This is a genomic window from Bradyrhizobium sp. Ken64 (genome assembly GCF_055807555.1).
Genome location: NZ_JBVVPA010000004.1, coordinates 69198 through 88087 on the forward strand (window position 1 = coordinate 69198; position 18890 = coordinate 88087).

Genomic DNA, 18890 nt, shown 5'->3' on the forward strand with positions numbered 1-18890 from the left:
CCAATCCTGACAGCCTGCCATCAGTAGAGGCATCGCTAAGGGATATCGCCGATGAGTGCCATCGATGGCGCTGCACGGGTGCGACGGACTGCCACACCCGTGCAGCGAGCTCCCAACTGTTTCCTGCGGGTCTGGAGCGCATGGGAGAAGCGCCGCAGACTGCTGAGGGCACAAATCGCTCTCTGTGCCCTCAGTGATCGGGAACTGATGGATCTCGGCGCGACGCGCGCCGGTATTGACTACATCGCCTTGCGGCAAGGAAGCGCAATGCCCGATCGTTCGACACACTGGCGCGTTGGCAACGCGCTTGCGATCTTGCTGCTTTTCAACTTGCTTGGCCTGATTTCCGCAGATCGCGCGGAGGCTCAATGCACCGCTCAACACGTCCTGCGGAGGCATCTGGCAGTCAAGTCAGCTCCGCCGGCTCTCGGATCGCCGATTCCGGTCGGCCACGCCGCAGATGTCCTGGTGTGGAAGACGATTCTGATCGGGACGTTCGCGGATACTTTCGCTCTTCGCAACGCGATGAGTGCAATGGGGTGCGGCGTCGGAAACTCGGCTACTGAAATACTGGCGCGACCGGCCTTTACATTGATCCGCAAGAAGGCGGAGGTTGCGCTCGTTGCTGTGTCCGTTGCCGAGCTGGGCTTTCAAGGCGAGACAACGTCGCTCCGGGCAATCTATGTGCGCGCGCAAGAGCTCGGTTTTGCCCTTGCGCCGTCCGAAATCGCGCCGCAGCTGAGACTCCAGTATTTGGACCAGCCGGTCGGTGAGTTTCTCATCATTGGGATGGAACCTGTCAGGACATGGGCGGGTGAAGCGGTTGTTCTGTCGGTGGCGAATGGCGGAGCAGGCCTCATCCTGATCGGCCAGGACGGCAGCGACGACACTCAGATATCTACGATGTCCCGCTTCGTGTTCGTGCGACCCGATACGTCCGTACCTGCGGAAGCTGCTGCGCTGGTCACCTTCGAAAGGAAAAGCCCGCGCGGAAACGCTCGGCTTGGTCAGGGAGACAGGCAATGATCACGCGCCGTGACGTATTATCGACCGCCGCTGCCGCGTTCGCGGCCACGTATCCTGTGCCGCGCGCGCTCGCACAGCCTCTTTCGAAAACCGTGCACATTCTGAACGGCTTCTCGCCCGGGTTCCAGGACGCCATGGCGCGGCTTGTGGCCGGACAGATGAGCGGCTATGCGGACACCATCGTGGTCGAGAACCGGCCAGGAGCAGGCGGTCGCATCGCAGTGGAGGCGGTGAAGAACGCCGATGCCGACGGATCGGCCATGCTGTTCGCGCCGCTCGGCTTCATGATGTTTTTTCCGCACGTCTACAAGACGCTGAGGTACCAGCCGCGTGATTTCACCCCGGTGTCGACCGTCGCCTCGACCCCGACATTGCTGACGGTCGGCCCGAAGGTACCGGGCGATGTCAAGACGCTGGCGGATTTCGTTGCCTGGTGCCGCGCCAATCCGAAGCTTGCCACCTATGGTACGCCGGGCGCCGGAACCACGCTGCATTTTCTCGGTGCGATGCTGGGCCGCAGCGCGGGCTTCGATTTTCTTCACGTACCCTATCAAGGCGCTGGCGCGATTCAGGATCTGGTCAAGGGCGTGATTGCAGCGACCGTCATGCCGATCGGCAGCTCGCTCGGACTTGTCCAGTCTGGAGATCTTCGCGCGCTGGCGACCACCGGGCCGCGCCGCTGTCCGTTCGTTCCGACGGTACCTACGGTCCGAGAAGCCGGATACCCGTCGCTCGAGGACCTCACATGGTTTGCGTTCTTCGTTCCGGTCAAGACGCCGGCGCCGATTGTCGATAAGCTCAATGCCGCGATCCAGGCGGCCGTGCGCACCGACGAGGTCAGGGCCGGCATGGCAAAGCTGGCCGTCGAGCCCGATGCGATCGCGATGGAAGACTTCACCCGGCTGATCGCATCGGAATCCGACCGGTGGAAGGCGATCGTACAGGAAACGGGGTTCGTCCCGTCCGATTGAGCGCGGCATTGACAGGAGGCACACATGAGCGGGCCGGTATCCGTGCTTGATCTAGTGCAGTCGCATCGCATAACCGCGGTGATCTATACTGCGGCGAGGCTCAATCTCGCCGAAGCCATCGGAGATGAGGCGAAACCGCTGGCCGAACTCGCCCGGCTGGTGTCCGCCGATGAAAGCGCGCTGCGCCGACTGCTCGTTGCCCTGACGACACTTGGCCTCTGCAGGCAGGTGGACCGGGATCGCTTTGCCATGACCGATCTCGGGCGGCAGCTCGATGAGACGGCCGACCCATCGTTCAAGGACTGGGTTCTCTTTGAGGGCGAGATGCTCGCGCAGTCCTGGAATGGATTGGTCGAATCGGTGCGCTCCGGGAAGAGCGCGGGCGAGTTGCGCGGCGATGGCGACGATCGCTATGCCGCGACAGCCAATGCGCCGGAACGGAATCGCGTGTTTAATGCTGCGATGGTCAGTCTCACCAGGACCATCGTTCCAAAGATCGTTCTAGCCCACGACTTCGCGGTCGCGCGCGTTGTCATGGATTTGGGTGGCGGCACCGGCGAATTGATCGGTGGCGTGCTCAAGCGCAACCCGCATCTTGAGGGCATTGCCTTCGACCTTGCGCGCTGCGAGGCGGGAGCGCGTGCGCATTTTGATCGGCTTGGCATCGCCGATCGCTGCCGGTTCGTCGCCGGCAGTTTCTTTGAACGGGTTCCGGGGGGCGCCGATACGATCCTGATGAAGAGTATCCTCCACAATTGGAAGGACGAGCGTTGCGAGGTCATTCTGCGCAACTGCCGGGACGCGCTGCCGGCCAGCGGCACGTTGATTGTGATCGAGCGGATCATGCCGGACCCTGTCACGACCGGGAGCCAGGACCGCTCCTGCGCAATGAGCGACCTCAATATGCTGAGGGGACCTGGCGGTTGCGAGCGGACGGAAGCCGCGTATCGCAGGCTGGCCATCCTGGCCGGCTTCGCCTTTGTCGGGACAAGCAGCATCGGCGCGTTCAGTCTGGTCCAATTCAGAAAGGTTTTGAATGCGCCAACTACCGCGTCTCAATGAGCCGCGTCGCGTTTTCGGCCCTGCCGATCACACCGCTTGCCACGATGGCATGATGCCAGTGTTTTGCCCGACGGGGCAAGCGAATTTCGCAAAATCGAAAAAGCGTAATGCTGACAAGGGGCCGTCTACTGTGCATGGGGTTGTTTTCGCACTTTTGTTGTCCGGCCTCAACATACCACGCCGAACCCATCCCCATCAGGCCCAAACGGCCTCAGCCCGCGCCTCAGCTGTCCACCTTCAGCGCGGCAATAAAAGCTTCCTGCGGGATGTCGACCTTGCCGAACTGCCGCATCTTCTTCTTGCCTTCCTTCTGCTTCTCCAGAAGTTTTCGTTTGCGGGTGATGTCGCCGCCGTAGCACTTTGCGGTGACGTCCTTGCGCAGCGCGCGCACCGTTTCGCGCGCGATCACCTTGCCGCCGATCGCTGCCTGGATCGGGATCTGGAACATGTGCGGCGGGATCAAATCCTTCATCTTCTCGACCATGGCGCGGCCGCGGCCTTCGGCGCGGGTGCGATGGACCAGCATCGAGAGCGCGTCGACGGGCTCGTTGTTGACGAGGATCTGCATCTTGACCAGATCGGCCGGCTTGTAGTCGGTGAGATGATAGTCGAACGAGGCGTAGCCCTTGGAGACCGACTTCAGGCGGTCGTAGAAGTCGAACACGACCTCGTTGAGCGGCAGATCGTATTTCACCATGGCGCGGGAGCCGACATAGGTCAGCTCCTTCTGCACGCCGCGGCGGTCCTGGCACAGCTTCAGCACGCTGCCGAGATATTCGTCGGGGGTGAGGATCGTGGCCTCGATCCAGGGCTCCTGGATCTCCGCGATCTTGACCACATCAGGCATGTCGACAGGATTGTGGATCGAGATTTCCTGGCCGTCGGTCAGGCTCATCTTGTAGATCACGCTCGGCGCGGTCGCGATCAGATTGAGATCGAATTCGCGCGACAGACGCTCCTGGATGATCTCCAGATGCAACAGCCCGAGGAAGCCGCAGCGGAAGCCGAAGCCGAGTGCGGCCGAGGTCTCCATCTCGTAGGAGAAGCTGGCATCGTTGAGGCGCAGCTTGCCCATCGCCGCGCGCAAGGTCTCGAAGTCGTCGGCGTCGGCGGGGAACAGGCCGCAGAACACCACGGGAATGGCCGGCTTGAAGCCCGCCAGCATCTCGGTCACCGGCTTCTTGTCGTCGGTGATGGTGTCGCCGACGCGGGTGTCGGCCACTTCCTTGATCGCGGCGGTGATGAAGCCGATCTCGCCGGGGCCGAGCTCGTCGACCTGCGTCATCTTCGGGGTGAAGAAGCCGACGCGCTCGATGTCATAGGCAGCACCGGTGCCCATCATGCGGACCCGGCTGCCCTTCTTCATGACGCCGTCGACGACGCGGATCAGCACCACCACGCCGAGATAGACGTCGTACCAGCTGTCGACCAGCAGCGCCTTCAGCGTCGCGTCGCGGTCGCCCTTCGGCGGCGGCAGGCGGGTGACGATCGCTTCCAGCACGTCGGGCACGCCGAGGCCGGTCTTGGCCGAGATCATCACGGACTCGGACGCGTCGATGCCGATGACGTCCTCGATCTGCTGCTTGACCTTCTCCGGCTCTGCGGCGGGAAGGTCGACCTTGTTCAGGACCGGAACGATCTCATGCCCCGCATCGAGCGCGTGGTAGACGTTGGCGAGTGTCTGTGCCTCGACGCCCTGGCTGGCATCCACCACCAGCAGGGAACCCTCGCAGGCCGCCAGCGACCGCGAGACTTCGTAGGCGAAGTCGACATGGCCGGGCGTGTCCATCAGGTTGAAGATGTAATCCTTGCCGTCCTTGGCGCGGTAGGCGAGGCGCACCGTCTGCGCCTTGATGGTGATGCCGCGCTCGCGCTCGATGTCCATGGAATCGAGCACCTGCTCCTTGCCCGCCATTTCACGGTCGGTGAGGCCGCCGGTCATCTGGATCAGGCGGTCGGCCAGCGTCGATTTGCCATGGTCGATATGGGCGACGATGGAGAAATTGCGGATGTTGGAAATGGGGACGGTCGTCATGGGCGCGGGATACCACTCACACCCCCGTGCGGCAACCATTCACTTGGTCCTGCTGCGCCCCCAGAAGGCGCGCCCGGCAGTGCGCCTGCGCGTCCGGGACGGGGCAGCCGGCCCTGCCTCCCGCGGGACCAGGAGGGTGGACGGCATCGATCCGCCAGCCGCTGCGATCTCCGGCCTCCCTGCCATCGATTTCAGCGACCGCCTCTGCTAGTTTTCCGGCTTTCTGTCATGGAAACAGGCAATGCATTGGAAGCGCCTTTCCGCTTTGCTGGTTGCGGCGTGTTTCGCCTTCCCGGCCGCTGCTGAAAAACGCGTGGCCCTCGTCATAGGCAATTCCGCCTACCAGAACGTGTCGCGGCTGGAAAATCCCAGGAATGACGCGCTGCTGGTGGCCGATACCTTGCATAGGCTCGGCTTCACGCTGGTCGGCGGCGGCGCCCAGGTCGAGCTGGACAAGGCAGGCTTCGACAATGCGGTCCAACGTTTCGGCAACCAGCTGATCGGCGCAGATGTCGCCCTGTTCTATTACGCCGGACACGGCATCCAGGTCCGCGGCACGAACTATCTCGTTCCGGTCTCGGCGAATCCGACGCGCGAGTCCGATGTGGATTTCCAAATGGTCGACGCCGCGCTGGTGCTGCGGCAGATGGACGGCGCAGGAACCAAGCTGAACATCGTCATTCTCGATGCATGCAGGAACAATCCGTTCGGTGGTCGCGGCCTCCGTGGCTCCGACGGAGGTTTGGCGCAAATCCGGGCGCCGGAGGGAACGCTGCTCTCCTACGCCACGCAACCGGGCAACGTCGCGCTCGACGGATCCGATGGGCACAGTCCCTACACGCGGGCGCTGGTCGAGACGATGCAGAGACCCGGGCTCGACGTGCTCCAGGCGTTCAATCAGGTGGGGCTCATTGTGAAGCGCTCGACCGGTAGCTCGCAGCAACCCTGGGTCTCCAGCTCGCCGATCGATGGATCATTCTACTTTTCAGGCGCGCCTGCAGTGCAGGTCGCGCCGGTCAACGTGCCGGCGACGGTGGCGTCGCCCCCTGCGAACCTTCCGCCTTCCACACCTCCGGTTGCGAGAACCCAATCGGATTTCCTTTTCCCGGATTCGGATAGCCGGCTGCTTGCCGACGGCGATTTGAAGACGCTGAGCAAGGAAGAGCTGCGCCTCGCCCGCAACGAAATCTTTGCGCGGCGAGGGCGCTACTTCAACTCGCCCGAACTGACGGCGAGGTTCAGCAAGTTCTCCTGGTATGTACCGCGCACTTGGGACCCGCCGCTGAACGCCATCGAGAAGGCAAATGTCGCCCTGATCGACCGCTATGAATCCGGCGGCCCGGTTCAAGGCAGCTTCATCTTTCCCGATTCAGATCGACGCCTACTCACGCCGGCGGATCTGCGCGGGCTGTCGAACGAGGAAATCCGTATCGCACGCAACGAGATCTACGCGCGGCGGGGGCGATATTTCGAGGCGGCAGATCTCAAGGCCCGTTTTGAACGCTTCCCGTGGTACGCTCCCAACACGTGGAATCCGAAACTCAATTCGATCGAGGAGACGAATGCCGCACTGCTCGATCAGGCCGGCAGGCGTCGATGACAATCGCATTGCGGGCAGCACAGATCGTCGTCGCCTTGGTGGCTGCGTCCGTGCCGGCGGACGCTCAAACCAGAACCGAACTTCTGGATCAGCTGGTGCGTGCCTATCCCGATTTCCTGACCGGCCACGATGGCAAGCAAATTTCGTGGCGCGATGGCACCAAGATGCCGGTGGACGATGGTGTCGACGACAAATCGTTTGACCAGCGGCTGCGCAATGCCTCGATCATCGACCAGCTCCGGTTGGCCTATCCCGTAGGGGCTTCTGCGCCGCCCGCGTTGAACGCCGATCCCGGCAGATTCCGGAACGAAGCGTTTTTCACGAAGATGTATGGCGACTGCCGTGCCGGAGCGGTGCAGCGGAATCTCGTGACCATCACCTGGTTGCCGCGATCATGGGGGAAGGCGGTCCAGGTGACGCGGATCAATGGCGTCGCGGATCGGCTCAAGGAGGTGTCGGCGGAAATCGACAAGCTCGAACCAGCGCTGAGGGCCGCAGCCTTTCCCATTGCCGGCGTGCTGTCGTGCCGGCCGGTCGCCGATACCGGTAAGATGAGCATGCATGGCTATGCCGTCGCGATCGATCTGAACCTGCGATATTCCGACTATTGGCTGTGGGCGGGCCGCGGAAAGTCGATCCCGTACAAGAACAGGATGCCGCAGGAGATCGTCGATATCTTCGAACGCCACGGGTTCATCTGGGGAGGCAAATGGTATCATTACGACACGATGCACTTTGAATATCGCCCGGAACTAATGGCCCGGTGATTCCGTATCGTTTCCGTGCTCCAGGCCGTCATTCATTCACGCCAAGCTGATTTCACTCAAGCGCGAAACGCGCTACCCAAGCGGCCATGTCTACAACCTCGATCCCCTCCACCCGGACACGCGCAAAAGCCCGGGTGAGTTTCAAGCGTTTCCGGGCCTGGCTGGTTGCCAGCGCCACCCGCCCCGAGGCGCGCCTGTGGCTGGTGATCCAGCTCGCCATCCTGCATGCGGTGCTCTGGACCTTCATCCTGATCAATCTCAAGGCCGCGCAGGACGTTCACATGGACGTCGCGGAAGCCTGGGGCTGGGGCCAGAAATTCCTCTGGGGCTATGGCAAGCACCCGCCGCTGTCGGGCTGGGTCGCCGGCCTCTGGTTCACACTGTTCCCGCCGACGGATTGGGCGACCTATGCGCTGGCGATGGCGACCGTCGGCACCGGTATGGTGATCTGCTGGCTCATCGCGCTGCGCGTCGTGGATGCGCGGCGCGCGTTCCTGGTCGTGGTGATGGTCGCGCTCTACCCGATCTTCAATTTCAAGGGTTTCAAGTACAATCCCGACCTGCTCCAGCTCGTCACCTTGCCACTCCTCGTGCTCGCTTATCTCAATGCGTTCGAGAAGCGGAGCTGGCAATCCGGAGTCTTGCTCGGCCTTGCCGGCGCGCTGGCGCTGATGACCAAATATTGGGTGCTGACCATGATCGGCGCCATCGGGCTTGCCGCGCTGATCCATCCGGAGCGAATGAGATTCCTGTCGTCGCCGGCGCCATGGGTTGCGATCGCGACGATGGCGGCGGCGATGATCCCGCACATCGTCTGGCTGGCGGACGCGCATTTCGTGCCGCTGACCTATGCCGGCGACACCTACAGCCTCGAGGACAGCGGCCAGGTGCATCAGCTCGTGGCCGGCTATGCCCTGCATAATGTCGCGCTGCTGGCATTGCCGGTGGCGCTGGCCGCGCTGGCGATGGCGCTGGTGCCGCCTTGGTTCAGGCTGCTCCTGCGTGCGCCCTTGCGCATCGTCACGCGGGCCTGGGCGCGCGGCGCGAATGCGAGCGTGAACCTTTCGCAGGCGCGCAACGTCTGGCTCATTCAGATCATCGTCGCGGTCGGCCCCGCGCTCGGCGCGCTGGCCTTCAGCATCTACATGAAGACCGATTGGGGCATCTCGCTGTTCTTTCTGGTGCCGCTCTCGCTGGTCGCGATCCCGGCGTTGCGGGTGCAGAGCGCTGCGCTGTTCAACATTGTCGCGATCTGGCTCGTGCTCAGCGTCGCCACGCTCATTGCCTCGCCCTGGATCGCCGCGCGCGAGATGGCGGCCAATGCGGGCAACACGGCGACCTATGGCGCGCGCTCGGATCTCGCGCGCGAGCTGACGCAGGCCTGGCACGCGCGCTTCGCCTCGCGCTGGGCGGTCGTCGCCGGCACCATGGAGTCGATCCAGCCGATGGTGTTCTACAGCCCGGATCATCCGGCCGCGTTCACGCCGCTCGAAGCCTGGGGGTCCGGGTTGATTTCGCCCGATGACGTCAAGCGATACGGCTTCATCGGCGTGTTCGATCCGGCCGACGGCCGCCTGCCGGCCTTCGAGAAATGGGTGTCCGAAGTTGCGCCGAATGCCGAGCGCATCGTGATGACGACGCGCCGTTTCACCCACGGCAAGGCCGGTCCGTCGATGAGCTGGAACATCTACATCGCGCCGCCGGGGAATTGATCGAGGCGACGCCGCCTAGATCCCTTCCTCGTTGAATTTGCTTTCAACGAGTTCGGTGATCGCCGCGAGCGCTGCTTCGGCATCATCGCCGGCAGCGGCGACCGTGATGGTGGTGCCCGGACCGGCGGCGAGCATCATCAGGCCCATGATCGAGGTGCCGCCGACGGTTTCGCCGCCGCGCGTCACCCAGACCTGCGCGCTGAAGCGCTCGACGGCCTGGACGAACTTCGCGGAGGCCCGCGCGTGCAGGCCGCGCTTGTTGATGATCAGAAGGTCCTTGGAGATCGCGCCCGCGGGCACGCCCGTCCCGGCTTGCGGCGCCTCGTCGCTCATTTGCCGGCGAGGACGCGGCTGGCGATGGTGACGTATTTGCGGCCGGCTTCCTGGGCCATCGCGATCGCGTCGGGGAGCGGACGCTCTTCGCGCACCTTGGCGAGCTTCACCAGCATGGGAAGGTTGATGCCCGCGAGCACCTCGACCTTCGGCCGGCTCATGCAGGATATTGCCAGGTTGGATGGCGTGCCGCCGAACATGTCGGTGAGGATCGCGACGCCATCGCCGGAATCGACGCGGTTAACCGCCTCGATGATGTCGCTTCGACAGAGATCGGAATCATCTTCGGCGCCGATCGTGATCGCTTCGATTTGCTTTTGTGGGCCCATGACATGTTCAAGCGCTGCCTTGAATTCGTCGGCAAGGCGCCCGTGGGTCACAAGTACTAGACCAATCATCGGAAAACTCCTCGCGGGCGCTTTTGGTGCACCGCACGAACGCGCCACTTTGACCATCCAGAGCCCCCGCGCAAGAGGGGATGTTGCGTATCTCCCTGAATCTAGACGGATGGATAAGGGGAGTTGCGCCGGTCTATTCGGTCGCGAGTGTGGGGTTCATATGGTTACCATTTCCCTTCAAACAATCGCCTGAAGGGTTAACGGAAGATGAACTCTTGGTAGTGGTCAAGGCCGCGACAACCAGAGGAAGGGGTGAATAGTCGCGGCCGATGGGGATTCGCGGTATTTCAACTCCTAAAATGCCTGTTTTCAGGGATTCGCCCGGCGGCAGCCGCTCCGCGTCCGCGGCGTCCAGATCGACCACGAGGCCGACGGTCGCATGCTCCACAAAGTCGCAGCGGCGGATTCCCAGCCCCCGGATCTCGATCAGGCCGGCCAGGATCGGGGCGGGGCGGACCTCAATTTCGCGGCCGACTGTCGCCAGATGGACACGGTCATCACCGACCAGAACGGCCCTTTCGAGCACGCCGCTACGTCCCGCCATGATCAAATCGAAGGCAAGGCGCGACTTGCCGGAGCCCGAGGGCCCGCGGATCAGCACCGCCAGATCTCCCACCTTGACCGCCGAGGCGTGAATGCTGGGGCCGCCGTCGCTCATAGCGCCGGCAGCCTCACCACGAAGCGCGCGCCGACCACGGTAGGCGCGCCGTCCTCGTCCGCCGGGCCGGGGCGGTTCTCGGCCCAGATGCGTCCGCCATGCGCGTCGACGATCTGCTTGGAGATCGACAGGCCGAGGCCGGAGTTCTGGCCAAAGCCCTGATGAGGTCGGTCGGTGTAGAAGCGCTCGAAGATGCGCTCCAGCGCGTCGTCGCGGATTCCGGGGCCGTCGTCGTCGATCACGATCTCGATCTCTCCGCGCACGCGGCGGCAGGTGAGGCGCACCTTGTTGCCGGGCTCGGAGAAGGACTGTGCGTTGGAGAGCAGGTTGGAGACGACCTGTCCGAGCCGCGAATCGTGGCCGGTCACGGCGAAATTGTCGGTCGTGCTGCGGCCCTCGAAACGCATTTCGACCGCGACGTCATGGCCGAGCTTGGTTTCATTGGCGACGGAGACGAGCGTCGTCAGCAGGCGGCGCAGGTCGACCGGGATGGCATCCTGGCGCTGCAGTTCGGCATCGAGACGGCTGGCATCGGAGATGTCCGAGATCAGCCGGTCGAGCCGCTTGACGTCATGCTCGATCACCTCGAGCAGGCGCGCGCGGCTGTTCTCGTTGCGCGCCAGCGGCAACGTCTCGACCGCGGAGCGCAAAGAGGTCAACGGGTTCTTCAATTCGTGCGCGACGTCGGCGGCGAACATCTCGATTGCTTCGATGCGGCTGTAGAGTGCACTGGTCATGTCGCGCAGCGCACCGGAAAGATGGCCGATCTCGTCGCGACGACGGGTGAAGTCGGGAATTTCGACCCGGGTCCTGATGCGGCGGCGGATCAGCTCGGCGCTGTCGGCGAGTCGGCGGACTGGACCTGCGATCGTGCTGGCGAGCAGCAGCGACAGCATGATCATGACCGCGGCGGCGACACCGCCCACCTTGAGGATGGCGAGGCGCTCGGCGGTGACCATCTGGTCGATGTCGTCGCCCTGCGTCGACAGCATCAGCGCGCCGTGGATGGCGCGCGAGCGCAGCACGGGGACCGCGACAGAGACGATCACCTCGCCGCGCGCATTGACCCGCACCATCGAGCGCTTCTGGCCCTGGAGCGCGTCGCCGACCTCCGCATAGCCATTGCCGTTCTCGGGGCCGAGCTCGCGATAGAGCGGCAGGTCGCCGCGATTGAGCCAAGTGCGGACCGCGACCATGCCGCGTTCGACCATGCCCGGCTTCTCGGCGGAGACCGACGGCAGGGGGAAGCGCACCACGGTATCGAGGCTGCGGCTGTCGACCAGCAGGCTGCCGTTGGGATCGTAGATGCGGGCGCGCGTCTTGGTCGGCGAGATCAGCGTGCGCAGCACCGGCGCCACGCGCTCCGGATTGATCGGAAAATCCAGCGGGGAATACTCGTCCGACCCGCCATAGGTCTCGCCGGGCTTGAGGTCGAGCAACCGGTCGGGGTCGATGGTGATGGCGTTGGTCTGCACCGTCGCGGAGGCCGCGATCGCGCCGGCGATGATCTCCGCCTGTACCAGCAGGCTCTGCGCGCGCGCGTCGATCAGGCCGGCGCGGAATTGCGACAGATAGAGGATGCTCGCCACCAGCGCGACTAGGCCGGCGAGGTTGAGCGAGACGATGCGGCGGGTCAGGCTCGAGAAGGACAGCGCGAAGAAGAACTGCCCGGCGCGCTTCAGCCAGTTCAGCGGACGCCAGCCCCGCACGGCCGGCTTGTCCTCGGCCAATTGATCCGGAGCGCCGCGGGCGGTGACGTCCTCGGCGTTCTGGTTCTCGTCAGGCTGCGTTCGGTCAAGCAATGCTCACGCCCGCGTTAGGACAGCTCGTGCGAAGGTCTCCGCATCCTAGAGCCATCCCGGTCCCGATGGAATCAGAACCGGCGATGCTCTCAGTCTTTGGTGGAGGCGCGCGCGCCTCAGGCTTCCTTGAAGCGGTAGCCGACGCCGTAGAGCGTCTCGATCATCTCGAACTCGTTATCGACGACCTTGAACTTTTTGCGCAGTCGCTTGATGTGGCTGTCGATGGTGCGGTCGTCGACATAGACCTGGTCGTCATAGGCGGCGTCCATCAGCGCGTTGCGGCTCTTCACCACGCCGGGCCGGGTCGCGAGCGCCTGCAGGATCAGGAATTCGGTGACGGTCAGCGTCACAGGCTCGTTTTTCCAGGTGCAGGTGTGCCGTTCAGGATCCATGCGCAGCAGGCCGCGGTCGAGCGCCTTGGCGTCGTTCTCCTTCGGCGTGACGGTCGGATCCTTCGGCGCCGAACGGCGCAGCACCGCCTTGACGCGCTCGACCAGCAGGCGCTGCGAGAACGGTTTGCGGATGAAGTCGTCGGCGCCCATCTTGAGGCCGAACAGCTCGTCGATCTCTTCGTCCTTGGAGGTCAGGAAGATCACGGGCAGGTCGGATTTCTGCCGCAGCCGGCGCAACGTCTCCATGCCGTCCATGCGCGGCATCTTGATGTCGAGGATGGCGAGATCGGGCTGGGTGGTGCGGAAACCGTCGAGCGCCGAGGCGCCGTCGGTATAGGTCATGATGCGGTAGCCTTCGGCCTCCAGCGCGATCGAGACGGATGTGAGAATGTTGCGGTCGTCGTCGACCAAAGCGATTGTGGGCATGAGCCTCTGCTTTCTGCTTTCCGTTTGGGTCGTGGCTTGAAACGGCAAGCAATCCACTGATGCGCCGCATACATGGGTGCCGATGTTGGCATTCGAACCTTGTCACCGAGCAATGCAAGCTAGGCTGAAGTGTGACCAAGTTCCACGAAACACGGCAGATTCGCCGCATCTCGACCCATAACCGGGCCCCGGTTTACCCGAAAAAAGGCCCTCCATGCAACCACCTGACCCGAGAAAGCCGATGCAACCGACCTCCGATTTCGACCCCGGAAAGCTCGCCAAATCGCTGCTGCGGCGGTCACGGCAGGGGGCATTGGCGACGTTGATGGCAGGCAGCGGCGATCCCTATTGCTCCCTGGTCAATCTGGCGAGTCATCCGGATGGCTCTCCGATCCTGCTGATCTCGGGATTGGCCGTGCACACCAGGAACATCCTGGCCGACAGCCGGGTGTCCCTGATGCTGGACGAGCGGGCGGCGGGCGATCCGCTGGAAGGCGCCCGAATCATGCTGTCCGGCCATGCCGAGCCGGACGATGCCGACAAGGATCTGCTCCAGCGACGGTATCTCAATGCCCATCCCTCGGCGGAAGCTTTTGTTTCCTTTAAGGATTTCTCCTTCTTCCGGATTCGACCCACGGGAACCCATCTGGTCGCCGGCTTCGGCCGGATCGTCGACCTCAAGCCGGACCAATTCCTCACGGACCTCACGGGGGCCGAGGACTTGCTGGCGGCGGAGGAGGGGGCGGTCGAGCACATGAATGCCGACCACCGCGACGCCATGGGCCTCTATGCAACAAAGCTGCTCGGCGCTGCCGCAGGCGACTGGCGCTGCACCGGCTGCGATCCGGAGGGCCTCGACATGCAGGACGGCCAGACCGCCTTGCGGTTGAATTTTCCGGAGCGCGTGGTTGATGGCACGGCGCTGCGCAAGATGCTGGTTCGCCTCGCCGGCGAAGCGCGCACCAGGATGGACGAGAGCGCAACAGATTGAACGCTGCTGCCCATCGCGGCGACCCAAGACCATAATTGGTCAAAAGGCGGCCGGCGAGAGCGTCATGGCAGAATGGAATAAACTAACGCTGGTTGCGGGTTTGACGCTCGCGATCACCGCATCGCTTGTCACGCCTGGCGTTGCCCAGAAAGGTCTCGCCGCGGAGAGCGCGCGGATCAACGCACTGATGAGCGCCGGCAGATATTCGGAAGCACTGCCCTTGGCGCAAGGCATGGTCGCGAGCCTGGAGAAGAGCGACACCGGTCGCGAACTCGCCGCCGCGCTGAACAACCTCGGCCAGGTTCATGCCGGTCAGGGCCACGACGATCTGGCCGAGCCGCTCTACAAGCGCGCCATCATGCTGATGGAAAGGTCGCTCGGTCTCGAAACCCCGTTGATTGGAGCCGAACTGAGCAATCTCGCCGCGCTCTACCAGCGGCAGAGCCGCTATGCCGAGGCCGAGCCGCTGTTCAAGCGCGCGCTCGCCGTTCGCGAGAAGGGATTGTCGCGCGAGCATCCCGATGTCGGCCAGTCGCTCAATAATCTCGCCACGCTCTACGTGAAACAGCAGCACTATGCCGACGCGGAACCGTTGTTTCAGCGGGCGCTCGCGATCTATCAGAAGGCCGGCGGCCCCGAGCATCCGGCGGTGGCCACGGTCCTGAACAATCTCGGCCAGGTCTATCGCGATCTCAACCGCGATTCGGATGCGGAAGCGCCGATCAAGCGCTCGCTCGCGATCCGGGAGAAGGTGCTGGGACCGGATCATCCCGACCTCGCGCGCTCGCTGAACAATCTCGCCGGCCTCTACGAGCACCAGCAGCGCTACGGCGACGCCGAGCCGCTCTATCGCCGTGCGCTGGTCATCCGCGAACGCGCGCTTGGGCCGGATCATCCTGAGGTCATGACCTCGACCAGCAATCTCGCTTATTTCCTCTACGTGGCCGGGCGCACCGCGGACGCATTGCCGTTCGCGGAATCAACGCTTCGGGGCGATCGCGCCCAGTTGCGCGTCGTGTTGCCGGTCCTGTTCGCCGCGCGCCAACAAGGTCTGCTGCCCAGCGACAAGGCGCTGGACGAAGCGCTCGCCGCGATCCAGCGCGGCACGCAATCCTCCGCCGCATCCGCCGTGAACAAGCTTGCGGTGCGGCTTGCCGCCGGCAGCGACCGGCTCGCGGAGCTGGTGCGCCGGGACCAGGATCTCGCGGCTGAGTCCGAGGCACTCGACAAGGCGATCGTCACCGCGGTGTCGAAGCAATCCGCGCAGCGCGATCTCGCAACCGAGCAGCGCAGCCGCGCGCGGATTGCAACGATTGCGAACGAGCGTGCGGGCTTGCAGAAGACGCTCGCGGTCGAGTTTCCCGACTACGCGTCGCTCTCCAATCCCCTGCCGTTGACGATAAAGGACATCCAGCTGCTGCTGTCGGCCGACGAGGCGATGGTGCTCTACTCCGTCGTCGACAAGCAGAGCTATGTCGTCGCGATCACGCGCGAGGGCGTCGATTGGAAGGCCATTTCGCTCGGCGCCGATGCGCTGACGCAGAAGGTGACGGCATTCCGCAAGGGACTCGACGTCGGCAAAGCGCGCGATGCCTCCGGCAAATCCGGATTGTTCGATCTCGCGCTCGCCAACGAACTCCATCTCGCGCTGCTTGGTCCGGTCGAGGCGTTGACAAAGGACAAGCGCAGCCTGCTGGTGGTGCCGTCGGCTGCGCTGACCGCATTGCCGTTTCATCTGCTGGTCACCGAGAAGCCGCAGGCTGCGATCCCGGACACGCTCGAAGGCTATCGCGGCGCCGCCTGGCTGCTGCGGCGTCAGGCCGTCTCGGTGCTGCCATCGGTCGTGAGCCTGAAATCGCTGCGCGCCTTCGCGCGCCGGGACCAGAGCGTGAAGCCGATGACCGGCTTCGGCGATCCCGTGTTCAATCCCGCACTGGAAGCGCCCGCCGAGCGACGCGCCGCGAGCGGCAAGGTCGCCGCGCGCAGCATCGCGACCATTGCCTATAGCGATTTCTGGCGCGGTGCCGGCGTCGATCGCGCGCGGCTTGCGCAGGCGCTGCCGCAACTGCCCGACACCGCCGATGAGTTGAACGCGGTGGCCAGGGATGTCGGGGCTTCCGCGGCCGATATTCATCTCGGCCGCGACGCCAGCGAGACGACGCTCAAGCAAGCAGCGCTTGCTCAATACGGCATCATCTACTTTGCCACCCACGGCCTCGTTGCCGGCGACATCAAGGGACTGGGTGAGCCCTCGCTCGCGCTCTCCATTCCCGATCAGCCCACGGAGCTCGACGACGGTCTGCTGACCGCAAGTGAAGTCGCCCAGCTCAAGCTCAATGCGGATTGGGTTGTGCTGTCGGCCTGCAACACCATCGCAGGCGATAAGCCCGGCGCCGAGGCCCTGTCGGGACTGGCGCGCTCGTTCTTCTACGCCGGTGCGCGCGCTCTCCTGGTCTCGCATTGGGCCGTGGATTCGGAAGCTGCCACCCGCTTGACCACATCGACTTTCGAGCTGCTCAAAAACGAACCAAAGATCGGGCGTGCTGAAGCCTTGCGCCGCGCGATGTTAACCTATGTTGACGACACCTCGTCACCGCGCAACGCCTATCCCGCGATGTGGGGGCCCTTCGCGCTCATCGGCGAAGGCGAGGTAAGATAGGGTGGGCTTGGAATTTACTTGAGACTGTCTTTCGCATTGTGCGTCGCAATAACCTTGGGAAACGCCGAAACGCACATTTGGTTGCGCGATCATTGTTGATTTTTTGATGCGCCTGCTCAGAGCTGACATGCGCGACGTTTGGCGCGGTCCTTGAATAAACCAAATCCTAAGGGATCAGCTTGGCAACGCCAGCGTTCATCAGTATTAGGTCGTTCCAACCGAGGCCGAACGGCCTGCAATCACGGTGACCGCGGCGGCGCCAAGCATGATCGCGCTGAGTGGGTTCTAGGAGGATTTTTCGTGCAAGAGACGGGCGTGCGCAACGGTGCCTTCGGCGCCGACAAATTCGGCTTAAAGAATCTCAAGCAGGTTCACTGGAACCTCGGTGCGCCGCAACTCTATCAATACTCGCTCTCCGCGGGCGAGGCGGTGCTGTCGGCCGATGGCGCGCTCTGCGCCGACACAGGCGAGTTCACCGGCCGCAGCCCCAAGGACAAATTCACGGTGCGTGACGCCACCACCGACAAGAAGATGTGGTGGGCCGGCAACCAGTCGATCACCGCAGAGCAGTTCGAGACGCTCTACCAGGACTTCCTCAAGCATGCCGAAGGCAAGTCGCTGTTCGCACAGGACCTCTATGGCGGCGCCGATCCGGCTTATCGCATCAAGACCCGCGTCTTCACCGAGCTCGCCTGGCACTCGCTGTTCATCCGCACGCTGCTGATCCGTCCCGAGGCGATCGAGCTCTCGGCGTTCGTGCCCGAGCTCACCATCATCGACATGCCGAGCTTCCGCGCCGATCCGAAGTGCCATGGCTGCAAGTCGGAGAACGTCGTCGCGATCGATTTCGCCCGCAAGATCGTGCTGATCGGCGGCTCTTACTATGCCGGCGAGATGAAGAAGTCGGTCTTCACCACGCTGAACTACTATCTGCCCGAGCGCGGCGTGATGCCGATGCATTGCTCGGCCAATGTCGGCGCCAAGGGCGATGCCGCAATCTTCTTCGGCCTCTCCGGCACCGGCAAGACCACGCTGTCAGCCGATCCGAACCGCACGCTGATCGGCGATGACGAGCACGGCTGGGGCCCGAACGGCGTCTTCAATTTCGAAGGCGGCTGCTACGCCAAGTGCATCAAGCTGTCGCAGGAAGCCGAGCCCGAGATCTACGCCGCCTCGACCCGCTTCGGTGCAGTGCTCGAGAATTGCGTGCTCGACGAAGACACCCGCGTGGTCGATTTCGACGACGGCTCCAAGACCGAGAACACGCGTTCGGCCTATCCGCTCGAATTCATCCCGAACGCCTCGCGCACCGGCCGCGCGCCGCAGCCCAAGAACGTGGTGATGCTCGCCGCCGACGCCTTTGGCGTGCTGCCGCCGATCGCCAAGCTCTCGCCGGCGCAGGCGATGTATCACTTCCTGTCGGGCTACACCGCGAAGGTCGCGGGCACCGAGCGCGGTCTCGGCAACGAGCCGCAGCCGGAATTCTCGACCTGCTTCGGTTCGCCCTTCCTGCCGCTCGACCCCAGCGTCTACGGCAACATGCTGCGCGACCTGATCGCCCAGCACAATGTCGATTGCTGGCTGGTCAACACCGGGTGGACCGGCGGCAAGTACGGCACCGGCTCGCGCATGCCGATCAAGGTGACGCGCGCGCTGCTCACCGCCGCGCTCGACGGCTCGCTTCGCAACGTCCAATTCCGCACCGACAAATATTTCGGCTTCGCGGTCCCGACCGCGCTGCCGGGCGTGCCGAGCGAGATCCTCAATCCGGTCAACACCTGGAAGGACAAGGACGAGTTCGACAAGACCGCCCGCGCGCTGGTCGGCATGTTCCAGAAGAACTTTGCCAAGTTCGAAGCCCAGGTCGACGCCGAGGTCCGCGCCGCCGCACCGGACGTGAAGCTCGCGGCGGAGTAAGGTTGTTCTGTCTTTGATCGCAAAAGGGCGGCCGCGAGGCCGCCCTTTTTGTTTGTGCGCGACTGCAAGCACATACTCGGTGTCGTCCCGGCGAAGGCCGGGACCCATACCGCGTGATCTATCGAGGGAGTGCGGTGCAGA

Annotated in this window: 15 protein-coding genes; 9 read left to right on the forward strand and 6 right to left on the reverse strand. The window is 63.8% G+C overall.

Annotated elements, in window-relative coordinates; genetic code table 11:
- The first annotated feature begins 51 nt into the window (after window positions 1–51).
- Genes AC0L2F_RS08575 through AC0L2F_RS08585 form a run of 3 tightly spaced genes read left to right on the forward strand, consistent with a single transcriptional unit; the run spans window position 52 to window position 3059 of the window.
- On the forward strand, window positions 52–1026 hold the full coding sequence (locus tag AC0L2F_RS08575; protein ID WP_473248109.1) for a DUF1127 domain-containing protein: 975 nt from the start codon (window positions 52–54) through the stop codon (window positions 1024–1026).
- Window positions 1023–1997, forward strand: coding sequence for a Bug family tripartite tricarboxylate transporter substrate binding protein (locus AC0L2F_RS08580; protein WP_473248110.1), 975 nt, complete (start codon window positions 1023–1025; stop codon window positions 1995–1997). Before AC0L2F_RS08575 ends, AC0L2F_RS08580 begins: the two co-directional genes overlap by 4 nt.
- 24 nt (window positions 1998–2021) lie before the next feature.
- Complete coding sequence (locus tag AC0L2F_RS08585) at window positions 2022–3059, forward strand: methyltransferase (protein ID WP_473248111.1); 1038 nt, start codon at window positions 2022–2024, stop codon at window positions 3057–3059.
- Window positions 3060–3282: 223 nt separating this feature from the next.
- Here the strand turns inward: AC0L2F_RS08585 and lepA are convergent, their stop codons facing one another.
- Window positions 3283–5094, reverse strand: coding sequence for a translation elongation factor 4 (gene lepA, locus AC0L2F_RS08590; RefSeq protein WP_456767285.1), 1812 nt, complete (start codon window positions 5092–5094; stop codon window positions 3283–3285).
- Between the two features lie 241 nt (window positions 5095–5335).
- On the opposite strand from lepA, the gene AC0L2F_RS08595 reads away from it, so the two are divergent.
- The 3 genes from AC0L2F_RS08595 (at window position 5336) to AC0L2F_RS08605 (ending at window position 9173) form a co-directional block, all read left to right on the forward strand.
- The gene (locus AC0L2F_RS08595; RefSeq protein WP_473248112.1) at window positions 5336–6694 is read left to right on the forward strand and encodes a caspase family protein; all 1359 of its coding nucleotides are present in this window, start codon (window positions 5336–5338) and stop codon (window positions 6692–6694) included.
- Window positions 6691–7461 (forward strand): M15 family metallopeptidase, encoded by a 771-nt coding sequence (locus AC0L2F_RS08600; protein ID WP_473248113.1) that lies wholly within the window; start codon window positions 6691–6693, stop codon window positions 7459–7461. The genes AC0L2F_RS08595 and AC0L2F_RS08600 overlap by 4 nt, the downstream gene beginning before the upstream one ends.
- 86 nt (window positions 7462–7547) lie before the next feature.
- Window positions 7548–9173, forward strand: coding sequence for a glycosyltransferase family 39 protein (locus tag AC0L2F_RS08605; RefSeq protein ID WP_473248114.1), 1626 nt, complete (start codon window positions 7548–7550; stop codon window positions 9171–9173).
- Window positions 9174–9188: 15 nt separating this feature from the next.
- Here AC0L2F_RS08605 and AC0L2F_RS08610 read toward each other — a convergent pair whose 3' ends face one another.
- The 5 genes from AC0L2F_RS08610 to AC0L2F_RS08630 form a co-directional block, all read right to left on the reverse strand.
- Window positions 9189–9506 (reverse strand): HPr family phosphocarrier protein, encoded by a 318-nt coding sequence (locus tag AC0L2F_RS08610; protein WP_007604995.1) that lies wholly within the window; start codon window positions 9504–9506, stop codon window positions 9189–9191.
- Entirely contained in the window at window positions 9503–9904 is a 402-nt protein-coding gene (locus AC0L2F_RS08615) for a PTS sugar transporter subunit IIA (RefSeq protein ID WP_007597752.1), read from the reverse strand. The genes AC0L2F_RS08610 and AC0L2F_RS08615 overlap by 4 nt, the downstream gene beginning before the upstream one ends.
- A gap of 133 nt (window positions 9905–10037) precedes the next feature.
- On the reverse strand, window positions 10038–10562 hold the full coding sequence (locus tag AC0L2F_RS08620) for an HPr kinase/phosphorylase (RefSeq protein ID WP_473248115.1): 525 nt from the start codon (window positions 10560–10562) through the stop codon (window positions 10038–10040).
- Window positions 10559–12364 carry a stimulus-sensing domain-containing protein gene (locus tag AC0L2F_RS08625; protein ID WP_473248116.1) on the reverse strand — a complete coding sequence of 602 codons (1806 nt, stop codon included), beginning with the start codon at window positions 12362–12364 and terminating at the stop codon, window positions 10559–10561. Before AC0L2F_RS08625 ends, AC0L2F_RS08620 begins: the two co-directional genes overlap by 4 nt.
- 116 nt (window positions 12365–12480) lie before the next feature.
- Complete coding sequence (locus AC0L2F_RS08630; RefSeq protein ID WP_007597749.1) at window positions 12481–13182, reverse strand: response regulator transcription factor; 702 nt, start codon at window positions 13180–13182, stop codon at window positions 12481–12483.
- Window positions 13183–13423: 241 nt separating this feature from the next.
- Here AC0L2F_RS08630 and AC0L2F_RS08635 point away from each other — a divergent pair, with 241 nt between their 5' ends.
- The 3 genes from AC0L2F_RS08635 (at window position 13424) to AC0L2F_RS08645 (ending at window position 18749) form a co-directional block, all read left to right on the forward strand.
- Window positions 13424–14173: a HugZ family pyridoxamine 5'-phosphate oxidase gene (locus AC0L2F_RS08635; RefSeq protein ID WP_473248117.1), complete on the forward strand. Its 750-nt coding sequence runs from the start codon at window positions 13424–13426 to the stop codon at window positions 14171–14173.
- Between the two features lie 64 nt (window positions 14174–14237).
- A complete protein-coding gene (locus AC0L2F_RS08640) occupies window positions 14238–16832 on the forward strand; it encodes a CHAT domain-containing protein (protein ID WP_473248118.1) in 2595 nt (864 codons plus the stop codon).
- A gap of 300 nt (window positions 16833–17132) precedes the next feature.
- A complete protein-coding gene (locus AC0L2F_RS08645) occupies window positions 17133–18749 on the forward strand; it encodes a phosphoenolpyruvate carboxykinase (RefSeq protein WP_473248119.1) in 1617 nt (538 codons plus the stop codon).
- Window positions 18750–18890: the final 141 nt, after the last annotated feature.